The following is a 19,388-nucleotide window of genomic DNA, read 5'->3' on the forward strand; positions in this document are numbered from 1 at the left end:
TCACCACGGTAACGGATACCGTGAGTTAGCTCACTGAGATGGCCCGATTGCCGAGGGCCTCACCCAACGAAGGAGTCCGCACACATGATCCAGTCGACGATGCAGGAAGGCGCGCTGACGATCTCCAGCCTGCTGGAGCACAGCCGCAAGTTCTTCCCGGAGGCCACCGTCAGCACGTGGACCGGATCGGGACTGCGCACCGAGTCGTTCAGCGAGATCGGCGACAACGCCGCGCAGGTGGCGAACGCACTGGCGAAACTCGGCATCGGTATCGGCGACCGGGTCGCCACGTTCATGTGGAACAACAACGAGCACCAGGCCCTCTACGCCGCCATCCCCTCGATGGGCGCCGTCCTGCACACGCTCAACCTGCGGCTCTCACCCGAGCAGGCGGTGTTCATCATGAACCACGCCGAGGACAAGGTGGTCTTCGTCGATGCCAGCGTGGCCCCGCTCCTGCAGAACTATGTTCCGCAGGTGCCGTCGGTGACCGACGTCGTCGTCGTGAACGGCCCCGCCGACGCGTTCAGCGCGCCCGAGGGCGTCACCGTGCGCGCCTGGGACGACCTGCTCGAGGGCGAATCGACCGAGTACGACTGGCCCGAGCTGGACGAGCACGCCGCTGCGGCCATGTGCTACACCTCCGGCACCACCGGCGACCCCAAGGGCGTCGTCTACTCGCACCGCTCGATCTATCTGCATTCGTTCCAGGTGATCTCCACCGCAGGCATGGCACTGGCGAACTCCGACCTCGCGCTGGTGATCGTGCCGATGTTCCACGCGATGAGCTGGGGCATGCCGTACGCGGCGATGATGGCCGGCGCCAGCCTGCTCCATCCGGACCGCTTCCTGCAGCCCGAGCCGCTGCTGGCGATGATGAAGGAGGCCCGGCCGACGATGGCCGCGGCCGTGCCCACGATCTGGTCCGGCGTCGCCGCGCTGCTCGAATCCCATCCGCAGGACATCTCGCACCTGCGCAGCGTCACCGTCGGCGGCTCGGCCGTCCCCCCGTCGATGGTGCGCAAGTTCGACGAGTTCAACGCCCCGATCGTCCATGCGTGGGGCATGACCGAGACCTCCCCGCTGGGCTCGGTCGCCCATCCGCCGGCCGACGTCACCGACCCGGAAGAGGCCTTCCCGTTCCGGATCACCCAGGGCCGCTTCCCGGCCGCGGTGGCCGCCCGCATCGTCGACTCGGACGGCAATGTGCTGCCGAACGACGGGGTGACCAGCGGCGAGCTGGAGGTGTCCGGCCCGTGGATCACCGGCTCGTACTATTCGCCCGAGGGGAACGTGTCCGATCCGTCGAAGTTCCACGACGGCTGGCTGCGCACCGGTGACGTGTCCACCATCAGCCCGCAGGGGTACATGACGATCGTCGACCGCACCAAGGACATCATCAAGACCGGCGGCGAGTGGATCTCCTCGGTCGACCTGGAGAACGTGATCGCCGGCCACCCGGAGATCCTCGAGTGCACCGTGATCGGCGTGCCCGACCCGAAGTGGGATGAGCGGCCGTTCGTGCTGGCCGTCACCACCGAGGGCTCGACGCTCGACGTGCCCACGATGCGCGCATGGCTCGAGGAGCGGGTGCCGCGCTGGCAGGTGCCCGAGCGGTGGTCGTTCGGCGAGGAGGTCCCGAAGACGTCGGTCGGCAAGTTCGACAAGAAGAAGGTCCGCCAGGCGTACGCCGACGGACTGTACGAGGTGATCAACGGTCTCGAACTCTGACACTCGGCGACGGCATTCTCAGCAAACCCCCAGACCGGCCGCCGGACTGGGGGTTTGCGCTGGTCACAGGCCCGCAGCACCGGAAGCGAACACCGGATGTCCGGACCGGATGTGATCTGTATCCCTGCGGCGGCCGCCCGGCGCCGCTAGATTCGTAGTCGTACAAACAGATGAACGAGAGGAACTGATCTCCATGTTTGACCAGCAACTCTGGGCTCTGATCCAGGACAACCCGCAGGTTCTCGAGACGCTCCTTCACGTCTTCTCCGGCACCAAGTAGCCGGTTGCCAGAAGAGGCCCCGACCGCCGTCCGGCGATCGGGGCCTTTTCACGTAGCGACGGATTCGGGCCATGTTTGCTGCATACCGGGACAGATCCCGGCCCGAAGAGGATGATTCGCCGCGACCTTGCCTATGCTTACCTCGATCAGGAGAACTCTTGCCGCGAGGAGACAGAAGTATGCGTCCGCAGTCCACCCCTGGGCTCGTTCGGCGGTTGTCCCTCGTGCTGGTGGCGTTCTTGCTGGGCGTGCTGACCGTCGCCGCCGGGCCCGGTCCGGTCGCCGCCGAGCCCGCCGCGGGCGCCGCGCTGACCGTGACACCGTCGACCGACCTGAACGCCACCGACACCGTGACGGTGTCCGGCCGCGGCTTCGCGAAGAACACTCCGCTGCTGGTCATGGAGACCATCGCGCTGCCCAACACGGGTATCCCGGTCGCCCACTCCGGCCGCACGCGGGTGACCACCGACGCCCAGGGCGGATTCTCGACCACGCTCTCGGTGCGCCGCAGCTTCGCGCGGATCGACTGCGGCAAGACCCGCTGCTTCGTCACGACCATCCCGGCTCGGGCCCGCGGCGCCGACCGCAGCCAGATCCGGTCGACGCCGATCTCCTTCCGCACCGGCACCGCTCCCACGCTGGTCGTCACCCCGCACACCGATCTGCGCGCGGGCACCCAGGTCACGGTCGCCGGCAGCGGGTTCGCCAAGGGCCGCGCACTGCAGGTGGCGCAGACCGTCGCCCGGCCGATCGCCGGACGGCCCGTGCTGCACGCCGACCCGGTCACGGTGACGCCGGATGCGCGCGGCCGGTTCACCACGACCCTCAAGGTCTATCCGAAGATCCACGACGTCAACTGCCTCAAGGTGCCCTGCTTCATCGCCGCCTACCCGGCCGATCCCGCCGCCGTCGCGCAGCGCAACGACGCGTGGGCACCGATCGCGTTCGATCCCTCGGACACGACGATGCTGGCCGTCGACCGGCCGCAGATCCTGCAGTCGGAGACCGCCAAGATCGACATCACCGGCGCGCAGCCGCTGGACCGCTACCTGATCAAGGTGGACGGCCCCGACGGGCTGAGCGCGCAGCCGTTCGTGGTGGCCGATGAGCACGGCAACGCCACGGTGCTGCTGATGTCCGACTTCGACCAGGGCCTGGGTTCCTACCGCGTGCACTTCACCAACGAGCGCTCGGGCAATGTGACCGAGATCGGGTTCACCGTCGGCACCAACGCCCTGTTCAATCCGGCCGAGGACAGTGGCACGGTGACGCCGGAGAAGCTCGCGGTTCCCACGGTGCAGATCCAGCCGCTGCCGGCGAACCCCGCCGATTCCGGGCCGACCTGGAACTGGGTCCTGATCGGAATCCTCATCGCCGTCACGCTGGTGATCTTCGGCGTCGTCGGCTGGTTCGCGCGCGACTGATCCGTTCCGCGTCTATCCGGTGGCGGCGGCCGGCTGCCACGGGCCGGTACGGGCCAGCACCGCGCCGGTGATCGACATGATGATCACCAGGATGCAGGTCACCAGGATCAGGTAGCCGCCCGCGCCGGTCGCGAAGTCGTAGTGCGACATGATGTAGTCGTTCGATCGGGTGTCGGACACCAGGGTGGTGTCGTCGGGCCGCGCCACGAAGTAGCCGATCGCGGCGGTGGCGAGAGCCGCGAAGACGGCGTTCACGATGAAGAACGCGCGCCGCCCCACATTGCACAGGATGAACACGGCGCCGAGCAGCGTCGGCACCAGCAGGATGACCGGGATGATGGCGACCATCAGCAGCGACGCCGAGGCGCCGTCGTAGAGTTCGAGCGCCGGTCCCTGGTGCGTCCACCGGCCCCAGCCGTCGGCCGTGGACGCCACCCCGCTCGCGTGCGGCGTGATCAGGGTGAAGTTCAGGAACCCGAATGCGATGACCAGCAGCCAGGCGACGATCGTGAGACCGCCGAGGATACGCGTCAGACCGGTGTTGAGCTTCGGCCGCTTCATCGGTGCGAACTGGGGTGCGTACGCCGGGTACGGGGCCGGAGTTCCGGCTTGCGGATACGTCTGCGACGCGGGCGCGGAGCCCTGGGGTGCATAGCCCTGCGGGGCGTGACCGGGCGGGGCGTAGCCGGGCGGGGCGTAGACCTGCTGCGACGGAATGGGCGGCTCCACCGACGGCGGTGCCTGCGTCTCCCCCTCGGACTGTTCGTGCGGGCCGTTCTGCTGCGCGTCGGTCATCGCCGTCGCCCCCCTGTCGTGTCGATCGATGCGAGACGTTCGCGTCGATGGTAGTCATCGCGTCCCGGAATGCCCGCGTTCTGACACACTCGATCGCAGGACATGCTCGACGATGAAGGACCGACCATGAACGGACGGACGCTGGCGACGGGTGCGCTCGGCGGATTCAAGAAAGCCCGGCTGACCTGGCTGCGGCTGCGCGGCCAGACCCCGGAGAGCGTCGCCGAGCAGCGGGTGGTCAGCGGGACGTCGTGGGACGAGTTCTGCGACACCCTGAAGGCGGCGGGCGCCGCGATCGTCTTCCCCGGCACCCCGGCCGATCCCCTCACCCAGGCCGAGGGCTACCGCTATCTGAGCCGGCTCACGCGCGCCGGGCTGGAGGCGTTCGTCGAATACGGCGACGTCCGGGCGCCGGTCCTGCGGCGGATGGTGCACGAGACCGCGAAGATGGGCTCGGACAACCCCGACAACTACTACATGAACGCCTCGATCGACGGCGGGCTGGAGTACCTGATCACCGGGACCCGCGGCACCGTCGACTACCTCGGTTTCGGCACGCAGGCGGGCGACTACGGCCAGGGCGGCCAGATGCCGACCACCGGCTACGTCGAGGCCACCGAACTGGAGATCGGCGACGACGGCCGGTTCGAGCTGGTCGTCAGCGCCCGCGAGCATCCCGGAAACTGGCTGCCGATGACGCCGGAGACCGGGTTGCTGATCGTGCGGCAGACCTTCGCCGACCGCACCACGGAGGTGCCGGCCGAGCTGTCCATCGAACTGCTCGACGGCGCGCAGGCACCGGCGCCGCTGACGTGCACGCAGGTCGACGCCGGTCTCGGCAAGGCGAGCCTGCTGGTCGCCGGGGCTTCGATGCTCTTCGCGAAGTGGGCGAAGGAGTTCGCCGGGCACGCCAACGAACTGCCGATGTTCGACCCGGACCGTTCGCTGAAGGCCGGCGGCGATCCGAACATCGTCTACTACCACTCCTACTGGCGGCTGGCGCCGGACGAAGCCCTGGTGATCGACGCGCAGGTGCCCGACTGCGAGGGCTGGAACTTCCAGCTCGACAATCACTGGCTGGAATCGCTCGACTACCGGTACCACCGGATCCACGTCAACAAGCACACCGCGGAGTACCGGGCCGACGGGAGCGTACGGATCGTCGTCGCCCACACCGATCCGGGAGTGCCCAACTGGATCGAGACCACCGGGCACGAGTGCGGCGCCATGAGTTTCCGGTGGATCAAGGCCGCCTCGCATCCGCAGCCGCGCACCCGGGTGGTGCCGGTGGCCGACGTGCCCGGTCTGCCGTGACCTTCCAGCCGTTCCAGCGCCGTCCGATCGCCGCTCTCAACGCGGCGGGGCGGCTGCTGGCACGACGCGGCGTGACCGTCGACCTCGGCGCGGACGCGCTGCGGCGACGAGCCACCGCGGCGACCGGCCTGCCCTGGCCCGACGACCCCGCCGTCGATGAGGCGCTCGACGTGCTGACCTCGTCGATCATCGACGAGGCGCACCTGAGCTTCTTCGGTTCGCTGGTGATCCGGGCCCGGCTGCACGGGTTGCTCACCACCAGACTCCGGGTGGCCGCGCTGGTGGCCGCCCATCCGGAGATCACCGAGACCCCGATCGAACCACCGATCGTGATCGCCGGGCTGCAGCGCAGCGGCACGACGATGCTGCACCGGCTGATCGCCGCCGATCCGGACGTGCGCACCGTGCAGTCGTGGGAGGTGGTGCATCTGCTGCCCGGCAAACGCGAGAAGCCGGGCCGGCCGCGGCTGCGGATCGCGCAGACCCGCGCCGCCGAATGGGCGCTGCGGTACCTTAATCCGCGGTTCTTCGCGATCCACGCGGTGGAGGCCGACGGTCCCGAGGAGGACGTCCTACTGCAGGAGTATTCGCTGCTCTCGCAGGTCCCCGAAGCCATGCTGCGCGTGCCGTCGTACGCGCGGTGGCTCGCCGGGCAGGACATGCACGCGTCATACGAGTACCTGAAGCTGCTGCTCCAGGTACTCGCCCGGCAGGACCACCGGCCGCGCTGGGTGCTCAAGACCCCCGCGCATCTGGAACATCTCGACGTGCTGCTCGACGTGTTCCCGGACGCGGTGATCGTGCAGACGCATCGCGACCCGGTGCGCACCACGGCGTCGTTCTCGTCGATGCTGGCCCACGGACATTCGATGTTCTCCGACGAGGTCGACGCCGAGGCGGTGGCGCGGCACTGGCTCGCCCGGAACGTCGACATGGTGAACCGGGCGCTCGACGTCCGCGAGCGGCGGCCCGAGGTGTTCCTCGATGTGCGGTACGACGACCTCGTCGCCGACCCGATGGCCCAGGTCGCGCGGATCTACGACGCCGCGGGCTTCCCGCTGACCGACGAGGTGCGCTCCGAGATGGCCGAGCACCGGGAGTCGCACGCCCAACACGCGCACGGCGTGCACCGGTATTCGCTGGCGGAGTTCGGCCTCACCGAGGACGAGGTGTCGCGGGCGTACGCACGCTACCGGTCGTACTTCCCCACGACCGCCGATCCGCCGGCCGAGCCGCCCCGCGCCCCGCAGGGCGAGGGGTGAGTCGAAGCCAAACCGCTCGAACCCGGAGGCTCAGAGCCCGGACGACACCCCCGTCAACTCCTCCGCCCGAGCCCACAGCCGCCCGGCCAGCGCGTAGTCGCACGCCGTGCGCGACCGGCCGAGGAGCACCGGCTCGCCGCGCAGCGTCCACAACCCGTCGACCCCGACGTAGCTGCCGGGCGGGATCGGCTCGGCGAGGCAGTAGAGGGTGGTCGCGGCGCCCGCGTCCTCGTCGTTCGCGAGGAGTCCGGCCGTGCCGCGCACCGCGCGATGGGCCCAGCCGAAGCCGGGTTTGCTGGAGATGTTGGTGGCCACCCAGCCGGGGGTCGTGAGCATCGCCCGCACCGGCGACCCGGCCGCCCGCAGGCGCCGGTCCAGTTCCAGCCCGAACAGCATCACCGCGAGCTTCGATCGCCCGTACGCGCGGGCCGGATTCCAGCGGGCCCGGTCGAGGTCGAGGTCGCCGGGGTCGAGGGTGGCCGCCTTGTGTGCGTCGGATGCCACGCACACGATCGTCCGGGTGACCTGCGGGAGCAGCAGTGTGGTGAGCGCGAACGGGCCGAGGAAGTTGGTGCCGATCGCGATCTCGAAGCCGTCGGCGGTGTGGTCGTGCCGGTGCGGGAACATTCCGGCGTTGTTGATCAGGTGGTCGACGTCGCCGTCGATCCGCCCGGCGAAGTCGCGCACCGAGTCGAGATCGGCGAGGTCGAGGTGCTCGACGATGCAGTCGCCCCCGAACTCCGCGGCCCGCTGCCGTCCGAGCTCGGCGTCGCGCACGGCGAGCGTCACCCGGACCCCGGCCCCTGCGAGTGCCCGCGCGGTGGCCATCCCGATCCCGTGCGTCGCCCCGGTCACGATCGCCCGCTGTCCCCGCAGTTCGCTCAGGTTCATGGTCGTCTCCCCTCCACTCCTCCACCCGCCCGCCCGTTTTCCGATCCGGCGCGCCGCGGGCCCGCCGCTTCGCGACACTCGGCCGCCGGCCGCGACACTCGGGCGAGACGCGACACCCGCGGGCGTCGCTTTTCGGGCGGTTGTCGCGGATTCCGACCGACTGTCGCTTTCCGGGGCCGACCCACCCAGTATCGACGGTTCTGCCCGTTCGCGGGACGGAAACGGCCCCTCACCCGAGTGGGTGAGGGGCCGGTCCTTCGGTGGAGCTGCCGGGAATTGAACCCGGGTCCTCCGTCACTTCGGTAGGGCTTCTCCGTGTGCAGTCCGCTCCGTCTCTACTTGGATCTCCCGGTCTCACGAACAAGCCGGGATGACGATCCCAGTCGCTGTTGGATGTCCCGTCCCCGCCCGCGACCGGCGAACGACGGTGAGTTCCCTAGCTGATGCCGGCATCCGGATCCGGGAACAGAGATCCGGGCCGACAGACTAGCCTCGCTGATCAGGCAGCGAGAGCGTAGTCGCGCTGATTGGTATCGGCGCTTAATTGGTTGCTGCGACGCTTACGGTGGTCTCTAGCCTGCACCGACACGCTTCCCCTACCTCGATGCACGTAGTCGAAACCGATCAGCCCCGAGGTAGCCCGCCGCTTTGACGGACTACCTATGGTAACGCGATCGCCCCGAGAATTCATCCCGATATTCAGCGGGTGGTTCCCCACGATGATCGAGCAGAGTCCGCGACGATCGAGCGAAGTCGAGATCAGCCGATCTGGAGCAGCGCCGAATCGCCGGGGGCCAGCTCCACCGAGAGGCGCCCGGCGGCCGAGCGGTACCGGTCGCCGGTCCACAGGTCGGTGGCCGGAACGGAGTCGTCGCCCGCCAGATTCAGGTCGGCGATCGCCACCGAGCGCACGACCGGCTCATCACCGGTGTTGGTCAGCGAGACCAGCAGCCCGGTGGTCCCGATCGCGCGGGAGAAGACGCCCGGGTCGCCGGCGACACGGGCACCGGCCGCCGGGCGCTGATCGCGGGCGACGGCCAGCATCGCCGGGTTGATGAGCAGCGGCAGGTTCTCCTCGGGCAGAGTCGCCGAGGCGTCCCCGGAGACGGTGAGCGGGTGGCCGGACATCACCGCCCGGGTCAGCGCGGTCCGCAGGCCGGTCTGCGGCTGGGCGGCGTCGACGGCGTCGCGTACGCGCTCGTCGTCGGTGCGGACCGTCCAGAGTGACATGCCGTGGTCGGCGACGTAGTCGCGGTCGTCGTCGGTGATGAGGCGCGGGTCGCCGTCGCAGGCGAGGTAGATGTCGCGGTAGCCGGCCTGGGCCAGCCTGCGGCCGGCGAGGACGTCGACGGTGGCGCGCACGTCACCGGACGTGACCAGGCAGCCGTCGGGCACGGCGATCAGCCAGCCGGGCGGCGGCGGCGGTGCGGCGCGATTCTCCCGCGCCGGCTTCTCGCCGCAACCGGTCAGTACGGCCAGGCCGAGCAGCGCGACGAGCACCGCCACGAGCGCGCGCCGCACGGCCATCACATGCCCTTGACGCGCCGGCCGAGTTCGCGCTCCACCTCGCGCTTGGCGGTCCGTTCGGCGATGTCGCGGCGCTTGTCGTGCGCCTGCTTGCCGCGGGCCAGCGCGAGCTGCACTTTCGCGTAACCGTCGGTGAAGTGCATGTCGAGCGGTACCAGCGTGAGGTTGCCGTCCTGCAGCTTGCCGATCAGCTGGTCGATCTCGCCGCGGTGCAGCAGCAGCTTGCGCTTGCGGCGCACCGGGTGGTTGGTCCACGACCCGTGGCCGTATTCGGCGATGTGCAGCGCGTGCAGCCAGATCTCGCCGTCTTCGACGGTCGCGAACGCGTCGACCAGCGACGCCTTGCCGTCGCGCAACGCTTTCACCTCGGTGCCCTGCAGCACGATCCCCGTCTCGTACTCGTCGAGGATGGTGTAGTTGTGCCGCGCCTTCCGGTTGGTGGCGATCACCGACCGGCCCTTCTCCCTGGGCACCGCAGACTCCTTCTCTGATCGCAGTGTTGCGCAATGCGCAACGATGGACGACTGAAGGCTGTTCTTTCCGATAACGGCCTCCGGCCGAACCCCGAACCTCCTTCGTCGGTTCGGCGTTACTCCCGGACGTAGACCCGCAGCGTGCCGTACGCGGTGATACCCGCGAGCACGACGCCGGTCAGCAGCAACCACGGGGAGACGTACCAGACGTCGGCCGTCGTGATGCGTGCCAGGATGTTCACACCGTAGAGGTCGCCGAGCGCTTTGTCGAAGAAGAAAACCTTCGCGGCGAACAGCCCGCCGATGGCCAGGAGCGCACCGACGATCGCGGCGAGCACCGCTTCCAGCAGGAACGGCAGCTGGGTGTACCAGCGGGTGGCACCGACCAGCCGCATGATCGACACCTCGGTGCGTCTGGTGTACGCCGCGATCTGCACCGTGTTCACGATCAGCAGGATCGCGGCCACGGCGAGCACGGCGGCGATGGTGAACGCGGCGTTGCGCGCGCCGTCGAGCACGCTGAAGATGCGTTTGACCAGTTCGCGCTGGTCGAGGACGCCGTCTATGCCCTCCGCCGTGCGGAACTTGTCGAGGATCCGACCGAATTGTTTCGGGTCGGAGACGCGGACGCGCAGCGCCGCCTGGAACGAGTCCGGGCTCATCAGCTCGGCGATCTCCGGGTTGTCCTGCTCCCAGGACTTCTTCGCCGCCTCGAACGACTGCTGCCTGCTGATATAGGTGACCGAGGCGACGCCGGGCTCGGCCTCGATCTCCTTCTTCACCGCCGCACACGGGTCCTCGGTGCAGTTGGTGTCGCGGGCGCTGACGTCCTTGTTGATGAAGAACTGCATCTCGACGCGGTCGAGGAAGATCTTCTGGCTCTTGTCGGCCATCTGGATCACCAGGAGGCCGCCGCCCAGCATGCCGAGGGTCACCGCGGTGGTGAGCACCATCGCCACGGTCATCGTGAGGTTCCGCCGGAAACCGGTGAAGACCTCACTCAGAATGAATCCTGCTCGCATCTTCGCCTCCTAGCCGATCCCGTAGACGCCGGTCTCGTCGTTGCGCACGAGCCGTCCGTTGTCGAATTCCATGACCCGCCGGCGCATCGAGTCGACGATGTGCCGGTCGTGGGTGGCCATCACCACCGTGGTGCCGCGCCGGTTGACGCGGTCGAGGACCTCGACGATCTCCTCGGAGGTCTCCGGATCGAGGTTGCCGGTCGGCTCGTCGGCGAGCAGCACCGCCGGCCGGTTGACGATGGCGCGGGCGATCGCGACGCGCTGCATCTCGCCGCCGGACAGCTCGTGCGGCATGCGATCGGCCTTGCCGGACAGGCCGACGTACTCCAGCACCTCGGGCACGGTTTCGCGGATCGTCGACGCCGGCTTGCCGATCACCTCGAGGGCGAACGCGACGTTGGCCGCGACGTCCTTCTGCTGGAGCAGCCGGAAGTCCTGGAAGACGCAGCCGATGGACTGGCGCAGCTTGGGCACCATGCGCGCCTTGATCTTGTTGACGTGGAAGTCGCCGACCCAGACATCGCCGGCCGTCGGCCGGTCCTCCTTCAGGAGGAGACGGAAGAAGGTCGATTTGCCCGACCCGGACGGTCCGATCAGGAACGCGAACTCGCCGCGGTCGATGTCGAGGGTGAGGTCGGACAGGGCCGGCCGGCTGGACTTCGGGTACTGCATCGTCACGTCGGACAGCTTGATCACAGCACGGAGTCTAACGACGCCGCCTGAGAGTCCCGCTCAGGCGGCGCCGGGGCGTGCCGATCGCGGCGACGCATGATCTCGACTTCGCGGGCCCCGAGACCCCATCCCCCGCGCTCTAGCCGGAAGGCAACGTCTCCGTCGCACCGGCCCGCGGCGCGGGTGACGACGACGTCGGCGGCGCACTGCTCGACGGCGTCGTGGGACGCACGCCCGGGATCAGATCGCGCCAGTTCCCGGACGACGTCGACGTCTCCGGTCCGCCGGTGGACGGCGATTCGGACGGCTCCGAACTGCTGGTGCTCGGCGGCGTGCTCGACGGCTCCACACTGCGGCTCGGCTCGGTCGTCGGGGCCGGCGTGGTGACCGCGGGCCGCGGCTGGTGGGGCTGAGGGATGGTCCCGTAGTGGCTCGCGGAGAACAGGTACAGGATCATGCCGCCGATGAACACCGCGACCAGCAGCACCGTGGTGGTGCGCACCCGGGTCCGGTAGATGTGGCTGACCCGCCGCCAGCGGTCGCGCCACTTGTGCGGCGCCTCCTCGGCGACGGCCGTCTTCTTGGCCTCGACGGTCTCGCCCGGCGCGGCGGTCGCGATCCCGTCGTCGCCGGTCTCCGGTGCCGAACCGCCGTCACTCATCGCCACCCCCGTTCGTGTGGCCGTTGGTCGTCGCCGTGACGATGATGCCGTTGCGGGCGAGCGCCTGCACGATCTTCACGCGCAGCGCGCGCCCCACCTCGAACTGCTTGCCCGGCAGGGTCCGCGCGACCATGCGCACGGTCACCGCGTCGAGTTCCAGGTCGGTCACGCCGAGCGGGGTGGGGGCGTCGAGCAGCAGCTTGTGCCAGGCCGGGTCGGCGAAGAACTTCTCACCCACGTCACGCAGGACGTCGGTGGCCACGGAGATGTCCGCGTCGGCCGGGACGGGGACGTCGACGACGGCCCGCGCCCACTCGCGCGACAGATTGTTCACCTTGATCACCTGGCCGTTCGGCACGGTGATCAGCTCGCCGTCGCTGGTGCGGAGCTTGGTGGCGCGCAGCGTCACGTCCTCGACCGTGCCCTCGGCAAGCGCCGAGGAACCGACCGTGAGCCGGACGATGTCGCCGTAGCCGTACTGGTGCTCGGCCACCACGAAGAAGCCCGCGAGCACGTCCTGCACCACCCGCTGCGCACCGAAACCCAGCGCGGCGCCGATCACCGCGGTCGGACCCACCAGGCTGGAGGTCTTGATGTTCAGCAGCTCCATGACCTGCAAGAAGACGATCACGCCGACGACGGCGACCAGCGTCCACACCACCACGTCGACCAGGGCACGCCGATGTTTGGCGTCCTCGGTCTGCACGATCGCGTCGGAGTGATGGAACTTCCGGTCGACCCGGGCCTCGTACCTGTCGGCGATCCACCGGAGGAACCGGGCGATCAGGATGCCGCCGACGATCCAGAGCATGATCGCCAGACCGCGCGTGGCCAGCTGCTCCTCGAGATAGGCCATCCACTCGGGCAGCCCGAGCGCCGTGCTCAGGTGTGTGGCACCGGGATTAGGACTCGCCATCGTCGTCCATCCGCCAGCGGATGCCGGCCTCGATGAACTGATCCAGGTCGCCGTCGAGCACCTGCGTCGGATTGTTGCCCTCGACGCCGGTCCGCAGGTCCTTCACCATCTGGTACGGGTGCAGCACGTACGACCGCATCTGGTTTCCCCAGCTCGCGCCGGTGTCGCTCTTGAGGGCGTCCATCTGGGCCCGCTCCTCCTGACGTTTACGCTCGAGCAGCTTGGCGGCGAGCACGCGCATGGCCGACGCCTTGTTCTGCAGCTGGCTCTTCTCGTTCTGGCAGGTGACGACGATGCCGGTCGGGATGTGCGTCAGGCGCACCGCCGAGTCGGTGGTGTTGACCGACTGACCGCCGGGCCCGGACGACCGGTAGACGTCGACCTTCACCTCGTTCTCGTCGATGTCGATGTGGTCGGTGGTCTCCACCACCGGCAGCACCTCGACCTCGGCGAACGACGTCTGGCGGCGGCCCTGGTTGTCGAAGGGGCTGATCCGCACCAGGCGGTGGGTGCCCTGCTCCACCGAGAGGGTGCCGTACATGTAGGGCGCGTGGACCACGAAGGTGGCCGACTTGATGCCTGCCTCCTCGGCGTAGCTGGTGTCGTAGACCTCGACGGAGTAGTCGTGCTGCTCGGCCCAGCGGATGTACATGCGCATCAGCATCTGCGCCCAGTCCGCGGCGTCGACGCCACCGGCGCCGGACCGGATGTTCACGACGGCCTCGCGCGAGTCGTACTCACCGGCCAGCATGGTGGTGACCTCGAGCGCCTCGATCTCCTTGCGCAACTGCGCGCGCTCGGCGTCGGCGTCGGCCTGCGCCTGGGTCTGCGCGTCGCCCTCCTCCATCTCGACCAGCTCGTAGAGCACGGGCAGGTCGTCCAGGCGGGAGCGCAGGTCGGTGACGCGGCGCAGCTCGGCTTGCGCCCGCGACAGCCGGCTGGTGACCTGCTGCGCGTGGTCCTGGTCGTTCCACAGCTCGGGGTCCGAGGCCTGCATCTCCAGCTCGGAGATCCGGCTGCGGAGCTCGTCCGGATCCACCACCTTCTCCACCGTGGTGAGCGTGGTGTTCAGGGCGTCGAGATCAGCGGAGACATCGGGGTGCACAGCATGCCAGCGTACCGACTCGCGGCGTGCCTACCCCTCCAAGGTGCCGAATCGCCAGCTCGTCGCCGTCTTGCCCGGCTTGTAGATCACCGGCTTGTCGTCGCCGATCTTCGGCTCCTGATCGGCCGGTCCCAGCGCGAGGGTGCCGTACACCTCGGTCGGTGCGGTCTGCGGGCCGACGATGGTGCCGGTGAAGGTGAAGTACGCCTGCTCGTTCTTGTCGCGGGCCCCGGCACCGCTGACGCCGGTGATGGTGAGCGTCCCCGTCGCGTAGCCCGCGCCGGGGGCGCCCTGCGCGAATCCTCGGCCGGACCGGCGCGCCAGCATCATGACGAGCGTCGCGACGAGCAGGATGATGATCGCAACCGTGAACCAGGTCCCCATGCCGTCTACCCTAGGTGATCATGGATTCCACCCCGCCCGGCGACGATGCCCGCACCGCGGATCTGCACCTGGCGCTGCGTCTCGCGGACGCTGCCGATGCGCTCACCACCGACCGGTTCGGCGCGATCGACCTGCACGTCGACAGCAAGCCCGACCTGACCCCGGTGACCGACGCCGACCTGGCCTGTGAGCGCCTGCTGCGCGATCTGCTCGCCGCCGAGCGCCCCGCGGACGCCGTTTTCGGCGAGGAGTTCGGCGGCGACGCGGTGCCGGGCGGCCGCCAGTGGGTGATCGACCCGATCGACGGCACCAAGAACTTCGTGCGCGGCGTCCCGGTGTGGGCCACCCTGATCGCGCTCCTGGACGACGGCGTCCCGGTGGTGGGCGTGGTCAGCGCGCCCGCCCTGCGCCGACGCTGGTGGGCGGTGTCCGGGCAGGGCGCCTTCGCCGCGGTCGACGGCGGCGAGCCGCGCCGCCTCGGCGTCTCGCAGGTCGGCGATCTGGCGGCGGCCTCGCTGTCGTTCGCGAGCCTGTCCGGCTGGGCGGACCGCGGGATCCGTGACGAGTTCATCGACCTGACCGACGCCGTGTGGCGGGTCCGCGGCTACGGCGATTTCTTCAGCTACTGCCTGCTGGCCGAGGGCGCCCTGGACATCGCGACCGAGCCGGAGGTGTCGCTCTGGGACCTCGCGCCGCTCGACGTGCTGGTCCGCGAGGCGGGCGGACGGTTCACCGCGCTCGACGGCACGCCCGGGCCGGCCGGCGGCAGCGCCGTGGCCACCAACGGCCTGCTGCACGACGAGGTTCTCGCCGCTCTGCGGTCGCGCGCGGAGAATCCGTCCTCCGCCGGATGCCGAAAGGGGTCCACGGCGGAGGTCAGAATTCCCGGGACTCCCCCGGCGCGATGATCACGAACTCGGTCCCCTCGGGTTTCATCTCGTCGATCCGGGCGTTGTGGATCGCCCGCCCGGCGTCGGACTGCACGCCCTGGTGGATCGGGAACGCCGCCCGCGGCGCGGCGCCGCGCAGATAGTCGACGGCCTCGCTGAGCTTCATCCACGGCGCGGCGGCCGGGAGCGCGAGCACGTCGACCCGCTCGAACGGGATGTAGTAGCTGTCGCCGGGGTGCATGAACGCCGCGGGGCGGCCGGGGGCGTCGAGCAGGTAGACGGTGTTGTCGACCACCGGGAGTTCAGGGTGGATCACCGCGTGCCGCCCGCCGGACCCCCGCACGGTGACGTCGCCGAGCACGACGCTCTCCCCGGGCCGCAGGACCGACCAGTCCCCCGCCGCACCGCCGGAGTTCAGCTGCGCGGCGGTCTGCGGATCGGCGTAGCGCACCGCCCCCGGGTTGGCCGCGACGAGCGCGGGCAGCCGCGCGGTGTCGGCGTGATCGGGATGCTGATGAGTGATGAGGACGGCATCGAGACCGGTGAGGCCCTCGAAACCGGAGGAGAAGTTGCCGGGGTCGAAGAGGATCGCCGTTCCGGCGAGTTCGACGAGGACGCACGAGTGACCGAATGAGGTGACCTTCATGTCCTCGATCCTGCCAAAGACCGGCGCGGAGGGGCGGTGAAAAGAAGCCGCCGCGATCCTCCCCGAGGGGACGATCGCGGCGGCTGCCGGTACAGAGGCGGGGTGTCAGCCGCGCAGGGCGCGCCCGTCGCTGTCGGGGACCTTGCGGAGCACGATCAGGATGAAGTCGATGATCGTCCAGATGCCCAGACCACCGCAGGTCAGCAGCTTGGCGACGCCGAGGCCGGTCTGCCCGAGGTAGAAGCGGTCGACACCGAGGCCGCCCACGAAGAACGAGAGCAGCGTCGCGGTCAGCCATTCCTTGTCCGAGAACAGGCCCGGGATGTTGCCGGCCTCGAACCAGCCGCCGCCCTGGGCATCGCGGACCTGCGAGTTCGAGCGGACGCGGCCGTCGAGCGTGAAAGAACGCAGATCCTGGACGCCGAGCGGGCCGACTTCCTGGCCGTTGAGGGCGAGGATGTAGCTGCCGCTGCCCGCGTTCACCGGACTCGCGGCGAACTGCGGCTGGCCGTAGCCCTGCGGGTAGCCGGGCGGCGGGCCCTGGGGAGCGCCCTGGTTCGGGTGGCCCTGCGGCTGACCCTGGGGACCGTTCGGCGGCGGACTGTTCGGCGGTTGCGTCATGCGAGAAAGAATAGAGTCTGACCCATCACCCCGCCAGAGGGGACACCCTCGACATCGTCCTTACCGCGGAGTAAGGTCGTTCTTACCGCGGAGTAAGATCCGCTTCCGAAACCCGTCTCACCAACGTCGAGAGAAGTGCAGGCATGACCGAAAAGACCGCACCCCGCGCCCCCCGGGACACCACCTCCGTCGGCGCCCAGCAGCACAAGCGCAGCCCGATCGGTGCCGCGATGCGTGCGCTGACCGCCGTCACCGGTTCCGAGTTCGCCGACAAGTACAAGTTGCGCGAGCCGATCAACCGCGTCGCGTACGAGGCCACCAAGACCGGCTTCAAGACCCTCGGGGCGGCGAACCGCGCGTTCGCGCCGAAGCCCGGCGGCGGCGACCCGCAGCGCCCGGTGATCGCGTCGAAGGGGTACTTCAACCTCACTCCCGACGACGAGCAGGCGATGATCGCCGAGACCGTCAAGGACTTCGCGACCGAGATCCTCCGCCCGGCGGCCTACGAGGCCGACAAGAACGCCGCCGCCCCGGACGACATCGTGTCGCGCTCCGCCGAGCTCGGCATCACGATGATCAACGTCCCGGAGGCCTTCGACGGCGCCGCCGCCGAGCGCGGCGTGGTGACCAACGCGTTGGTCGCCGAGGCCATGGCGTACGGCGACATGGGCCTGGCCCTGCCGCTGCTCGCCCCGAGCGGCGTGGCCACCACGCTGACCAACTTCGGCAGCGACGGCCAGCAGCAGACCTATCTTCCCGACTTCGCCGGTGAGCAGGTGCCCGCCTCGGCGGTGGTCATCGCCGAGCCGCGCCCGCTGTTCGACGCCTTCGACCTGAAGACCAAGGCCACCCGGGTGCCCAGCGGCTACCGCCTCGACGGCGTCAAGAGCTTCGTGCCGAACGCCGGCAGCGCCGAGCTGTTCCTGGTCGGCGCCATGCTCGACGGCCGGCCCACGCTGTTCATCGTCGAGTCCGACACCGCCGGGCTGTCCGTCGAAGCCGATCCGGGCATGGGTCTGCGGGCCGCCGGGATGGGCCGGCTGATCCTGGAGAACGTCTCGGTGCCGGCCACCGCCATCCTCGGCGAGCAGGAGGGCGACGCCGCGGAGGCCGCCTACGCCGACGTCGTGCGACTGTCCCGCCTGGGCTGGTCGGCGCTGGCCGCGGGCACCGCCCAGGCCGTCGTCGACTACGTGATCCCCTACGTCAACGAGCGCGAGGCCTTCGGCGAGCCGATCTCGAACCGCCAGGCGGTGGCGTTCATGGTCGCCACCATGGCCACCGAGACCGACTCGATCCGTCTGGTGACGCTGCGCGGCGCGTCGCGCGCCGAGCAGGGTCTGTCGTTCGCCCGCGAGGCCGCACTGGCCCGCAAGCTCACGATCGACAAGGGCCTGCAGATCGGTCTGGACGGCATTCAGCTGCTCGGCGGCCACGGCTTCACCAAGGAGCACCCGGTGGAGCGCTGGTACCGCGACCTGCGCGGCGCCGGGATCGGCGAGGGAATCGTGGTGCTCTGATGGCGATCAACCTCGAACTCCCGAACAAGTTCGCCGCGAACATCGACCAGGCCAAGCAGGCCGCGCTGCAGGTGTTCCGGCCGATCTCCCGCAAATACGACCTCGCCGAGCACGACTACCCCGTCGAACTCGACACCCTCGCCGCTCTGTACGACGGCCTGGCCGATGCCGGCGCCGCCGGCGCCGGCGCGGCGGGCGGGCGCGGCGACGAGAAGAAGGAACGGCCCGAGGGCACCGTCGCCAACGGTGGCAACATGTCGGCCATCCTCAATTCGATGTGGGCCTCGTTCGGCGACGTCGGCCTGATGCTGACCATCCCGTACCAGGGTCTGGGCAACTCGGCGATCGCCGCCGTCGCGACCGACGAACAGCTCGAGCGATTCGGCAAGGTGTGGGCCGCGATGGCGATCACCGAGCCCAGCTTCGGTTCGGACTCGGCGGCGGTCACCACCACCGCCAAACTCGACGGTGACGAGTACGTGATCAACGGGGAGAAGATCTTCGTCACCGCCGGCTCACGCGCCACGCACATCGTCGTCTGGGCCTCGGTGGACCGCAGTCTCGGCCGGGCCGCCATCAAGAGCTTCGTGGTCCCGCGCCAGCACCCGGGCGTGACCATCGTCCGACTCGAGGAGAAGCTCGGCATCCGGGCGTCGGACACCGCGGTGATCCGCTTCGAGGACTGCCGCATCCCGAAGGACAACCTCCTCGGCTCGCCCGAGGTGGACGTCAAGAAGGGCTTCGGCGGCGTGATGCAGACCTTCGACAACACTCGCCCACTGGTGGCCGCGATGGCCGTCGGCGTCGCGCGGGCGTCCCTCGAGGAGCTCCGGCGACTGCTCGAAGAGGCCGGCCTGACGATCGACTACGACCGCCCGGCCGCCGATCAACCGGCCGCCGTCGCCGAGTTCATCCGGCTGGAATCCGACTGGGAAGCCGGCTATCTACACACCCTGCGCGCGGGATGGATGGCCGACAACAAGCTTCCCAACTCGCTCGAGGCCTCGATGAGCAAGGCGAAGGCCGGACGCACCGTCACCGACATCACCAACAAGGCCGTCGAACTGGCCGGCACCCTCGGCTACTCCGAACGCACGCTGCTGGAGAAGTGGGCCCGCGACTCGAAGATCCTGGACATCTTCGAGGGCACCCAGCAGATCCAGCAGCTCATCATCGCCCGGCGCGTGCTGGGCAAGTCGAGCGCCGACCTCAAGTAGCGGCATACATCACCCTCGACGACGCCCGGTCTGCCTC

Annotated in this window: 19 protein-coding genes and 1 other RNA gene; 7 read left to right on the forward strand and 13 right to left on the reverse strand. The window is 69.4% G+C overall.

Annotated elements, in window-relative coordinates; all coding sequences use genetic code 11:
• Nucleotides 1-84 precede the first annotated feature (84 nt).
• Both MYK68_RS16255 and MYK68_RS16260 read left to right on the forward strand, forming a co-directional pair.
• The gene (locus MYK68_RS16255) at nucleotides 85-1,731 is read left to right on the forward strand and encodes a long-chain fatty acid--CoA ligase (protein WP_247864799.1); all 1,647 of its coding nucleotides are present in this window, start codon (nucleotides 85-87) and stop codon (nucleotides 1,729-1,731) included.
• A gap of 459 nt (nucleotides 1,732-2,190) precedes the next feature.
• Nucleotides 2,191-3,435 (forward strand): neocarzinostatin apoprotein domain-containing protein, encoded by a 1,245-nt coding sequence (locus MYK68_RS16260; protein ID WP_247864800.1) that lies wholly within the window; start codon nucleotides 2,191-2,193, stop codon nucleotides 3,433-3,435.
• Nucleotides 3,436-3,447: 12 nt separating this feature from the next.
• Here the strand turns inward: MYK68_RS16260 and MYK68_RS16265 are convergent, their stop codons facing one another.
• Nucleotides 3,448-4,230: a hypothetical protein gene (locus MYK68_RS16265; RefSeq protein ID WP_247864801.1), complete on the reverse strand. Its 783-nt coding sequence runs from the start codon at nucleotides 4,228-4,230 to the stop codon at nucleotides 3,448-3,450.
• A gap of 126 nt (nucleotides 4,231-4,356) precedes the next feature.
• Here MYK68_RS16265 and MYK68_RS16270 point away from each other — a divergent pair, with 126 nt between their 5' ends.
• On the forward strand, nucleotides 4,357-5,544 hold the full coding sequence (locus MYK68_RS16270; protein ID WP_247864802.1) for a DUF1214 domain-containing protein: 1,188 nt from the start codon (nucleotides 4,357-4,359) through the stop codon (nucleotides 5,542-5,544).
• Nucleotides 5,541-6,806, forward strand: a complete 1,266-nt coding sequence (locus tag MYK68_RS16275) for a sulfotransferase family protein (RefSeq protein WP_247864803.1) — start codon at nucleotides 5,541-5,543, stop codon at nucleotides 6,804-6,806. Before MYK68_RS16270 ends, MYK68_RS16275 begins: the two co-directional genes overlap by 4 nt.
• A 30-nt stretch (nucleotides 6,807-6,836) precedes the next feature.
• On the opposite strand, the gene MYK68_RS16280 is transcribed toward MYK68_RS16275, so the two are convergent.
• The 10 genes from MYK68_RS16280 to MYK68_RS16325 all read right to left on the reverse strand — a co-directional run bounded on the left by MYK68_RS16280 (nucleotide 6,837) and on the right by MYK68_RS16325 (nucleotide 14,457).
• The gene (locus tag MYK68_RS16280) at nucleotides 6,837-7,697 is read right to left on the reverse strand and encodes an SDR family NAD(P)-dependent oxidoreductase (RefSeq protein WP_247864804.1); all 861 of its coding nucleotides are present in this window, start codon (nucleotides 7,695-7,697) and stop codon (nucleotides 6,837-6,839) included.
• Nucleotides 7,698-7,955: 258 nt separating this feature from the next.
• Nucleotides 7,956-8,329, reverse strand: a transfer-messenger RNA (tmRNA) gene (gene ssrA / locus MYK68_RS16285).
• 127 nt (nucleotides 8,330-8,456) lie between these two features.
• Nucleotides 8,457-9,224: a hypothetical protein gene (locus MYK68_RS16290; RefSeq protein ID WP_247864805.1), complete on the reverse strand. Its 768-nt coding sequence runs from the start codon at nucleotides 9,222-9,224 to the stop codon at nucleotides 8,457-8,459.
• A complete protein-coding gene (gene smpB, locus MYK68_RS16295; RefSeq protein WP_247864806.1) occupies nucleotides 9,224-9,697 on the reverse strand; it encodes an SsrA-binding protein SmpB in 474 nt (157 codons plus the stop codon). The genes MYK68_RS16290 and smpB overlap by 1 nt, the downstream gene beginning before the upstream one ends.
• A gap of 116 nt (nucleotides 9,698-9,813) precedes the next feature.
• Complete coding sequence (gene ftsX, locus MYK68_RS16300) at nucleotides 9,814-10,719, reverse strand: permease-like cell division protein FtsX (RefSeq protein WP_247864807.1); 906 nt, start codon at nucleotides 10,717-10,719, stop codon at nucleotides 9,814-9,816.
• A gap of 9 nt (nucleotides 10,720-10,728) precedes the next feature.
• On the reverse strand, nucleotides 10,729-11,415 hold the full coding sequence (gene ftsE / locus MYK68_RS16305) for a cell division ATP-binding protein FtsE (protein WP_247864808.1): 687 nt from the start codon (nucleotides 11,413-11,415) through the stop codon (nucleotides 10,729-10,731).
• Between the two features lie 115 nt (nucleotides 11,416-11,530).
• A complete protein-coding gene (locus tag MYK68_RS16310; RefSeq protein WP_247864809.1) occupies nucleotides 11,531-12,052 on the reverse strand; it encodes an Rv3103c transmembrane domain-containing protein in 522 nt (173 codons plus the stop codon).
• Nucleotides 12,045-12,908, reverse strand: coding sequence for a mechanosensitive ion channel family protein (locus MYK68_RS16315; protein ID WP_247868080.1), 864 nt, complete (start codon nucleotides 12,906-12,908; stop codon nucleotides 12,045-12,047). Before MYK68_RS16315 ends, MYK68_RS16310 begins: the two co-directional genes overlap by 8 nt.
• A gap of 46 nt (nucleotides 12,909-12,954) precedes the next feature.
• Nucleotides 12,955-14,073 (reverse strand): peptide chain release factor 2, encoded by a 1,119-nt coding sequence (gene prfB, locus MYK68_RS16320; RefSeq protein WP_247864810.1) that lies wholly within the window; start codon nucleotides 14,071-14,073, stop codon nucleotides 12,955-12,957.
• A 30-nt stretch (nucleotides 14,074-14,103) separates the two neighbouring features.
• The gene (locus MYK68_RS16325) at nucleotides 14,104-14,457 is read right to left on the reverse strand and encodes a hypothetical protein (protein ID WP_247864811.1); all 354 of its coding nucleotides are present in this window, start codon (nucleotides 14,455-14,457) and stop codon (nucleotides 14,104-14,106) included.
• A 20-nt stretch (nucleotides 14,458-14,477) separates the two neighbouring features.
• Between MYK68_RS16325 and hisN the strand changes: the two genes are divergently transcribed.
• A complete protein-coding gene (gene hisN, locus MYK68_RS16330; RefSeq protein WP_247864812.1) occupies nucleotides 14,478-15,365 on the forward strand; it encodes a histidinol-phosphatase in 888 nt (295 codons plus the stop codon).
• On the opposite strand, the gene MYK68_RS16335 is transcribed toward hisN, so the two are convergent.
• Both MYK68_RS16335 and MYK68_RS16340 read right to left on the reverse strand, forming a co-directional pair.
• Entirely contained in the window at nucleotides 15,334-15,993 is a 660-nt protein-coding gene (locus MYK68_RS16335; protein WP_247864813.1) for an MBL fold metallo-hydrolase, read from the reverse strand. The genes hisN and MYK68_RS16335 overlap by 32 nt on opposite strands.
• A gap of 105 nt (nucleotides 15,994-16,098) precedes the next feature.
• Nucleotides 16,099-16,614 carry an NINE protein gene (locus tag MYK68_RS16340; RefSeq protein ID WP_247864814.1) on the reverse strand — a complete coding sequence of 172 codons (516 nt, stop codon included), beginning with the start codon at nucleotides 16,612-16,614 and terminating at the stop codon, nucleotides 16,099-16,101.
• Nucleotides 16,615-16,757: 143 nt separating this feature from the next.
• Here MYK68_RS16340 and MYK68_RS16345 point away from each other — a divergent pair, with 143 nt between their 5' ends.
• Both MYK68_RS16345 and MYK68_RS16350 read left to right on the forward strand, forming a co-directional pair.
• A complete protein-coding gene (locus MYK68_RS16345; RefSeq protein ID WP_247864815.1) occupies nucleotides 16,758-18,134 on the forward strand; it encodes an acyl-CoA dehydrogenase family protein in 1,377 nt (458 codons plus the stop codon).
• On the forward strand, nucleotides 18,134-19,351 hold the full coding sequence (locus MYK68_RS16350; RefSeq protein ID WP_247864816.1) for an acyl-CoA dehydrogenase family protein: 1,218 nt from the start codon (nucleotides 18,134-18,136) through the stop codon (nucleotides 19,349-19,351). The genes MYK68_RS16345 and MYK68_RS16350 overlap by 1 nt, the downstream gene beginning before the upstream one ends.
• Nucleotides 19,352-19,388: the final 37 nt, after the last annotated feature.

The sequence above is a fragment of the Gordonia sp. PP30 genome (assembly GCF_023100845.1).
Taxonomy (GTDB): domain Bacteria; phylum Actinomycetota; class Actinomycetes; order Mycobacteriales; family Mycobacteriaceae; genus Gordonia.

What these genes read in the sequence shown, in the direction of transcription:
- MYK68_RS16255 (WP_247864799.1), top strand. Translation starts at nt 85, where the DNA reads ATGATCCAGTCGACGATGCAGGAAGGCGCGCTGACGATCTCCAGCCTG.
- MYK68_RS16260 (WP_247864800.1), top strand. Translation starts at nt 2,191, where the DNA reads ATGCGTCCGCAGTCCACCCCTGGGCTCGTTCGGCGGTTGTCCCTCGTG.
- MYK68_RS16265 (WP_247864801.1), bottom strand. Translation starts at nt 4,230, where the DNA reads ATGACCGACGCGCAGCAGAACGGCCCGCACGAACAGTCCGAGGGGGAG.
- MYK68_RS16270 (WP_247864802.1), top strand. Translation starts at nt 4,357, where the DNA reads ATGAACGGACGGACGCTGGCGACGGGTGCGCTCGGCGGATTCAAGAAA.
- MYK68_RS16280 (WP_247864804.1), bottom strand. Translation starts at nt 7,697, where the DNA reads ATGAACCTGAGCGAACTGCGGGGACAGCGGGCGATCGTGACCGGGGCG.
- MYK68_RS16290 (WP_247864805.1), bottom strand. Translation starts at nt 9,224, where the DNA reads ATGGCCGTGCGGCGCGCGCTCGTGGCGGTGCTCGTCGCGCTGCTCGGC.
- ftsX (WP_247864807.1), bottom strand. Translation starts at nt 10,719, where the DNA reads ATGCGAGCAGGATTCATTCTGAGTGAGGTCTTCACCGGTTTCCGGCGG.
- MYK68_RS16310 (WP_247864809.1), bottom strand. Translation starts at nt 12,052, where the DNA reads ATGAGTGACGGCGGTTCGGCACCGGAGACCGGCGACGACGGGATCGCG.
- MYK68_RS16315 (WP_247868080.1), bottom strand. Translation starts at nt 12,908, where the DNA reads ATGGCCTATCTCGAGGAGCAGCTGGCCACGCGCGGTCTGGCGATCATG.
- MYK68_RS16325 (WP_247864811.1), bottom strand. Translation starts at nt 14,457, where the DNA reads ATGGGGACCTGGTTCACGGTTGCGATCATCATCCTGCTCGTCGCGACG.
- hisN (WP_247864812.1), top strand. Translation starts at nt 14,478, where the DNA reads ATGGATTCCACCCCGCCCGGCGACGATGCCCGCACCGCGGATCTGCAC.
- MYK68_RS16335 (WP_247864813.1), bottom strand. Translation starts at nt 15,993, where the DNA reads ATGAAGGTCACCTCATTCGGTCACTCGTGCGTCCTCGTCGAACTCGCC.
- MYK68_RS16340 (WP_247864814.1), bottom strand. Translation starts at nt 16,614, where the DNA reads ATGACGCAACCGCCGAACAGTCCGCCGCCGAACGGTCCCCAGGGTCAG.
- MYK68_RS16345 (WP_247864815.1), top strand. Translation starts at nt 16,758, where the DNA reads ATGACCGAAAAGACCGCACCCCGCGCCCCCCGGGACACCACCTCCGTC.
- MYK68_RS16350 (WP_247864816.1), top strand. Translation starts at nt 18,134, where the DNA reads ATGGCGATCAACCTCGAACTCCCGAACAAGTTCGCCGCGAACATCGAC.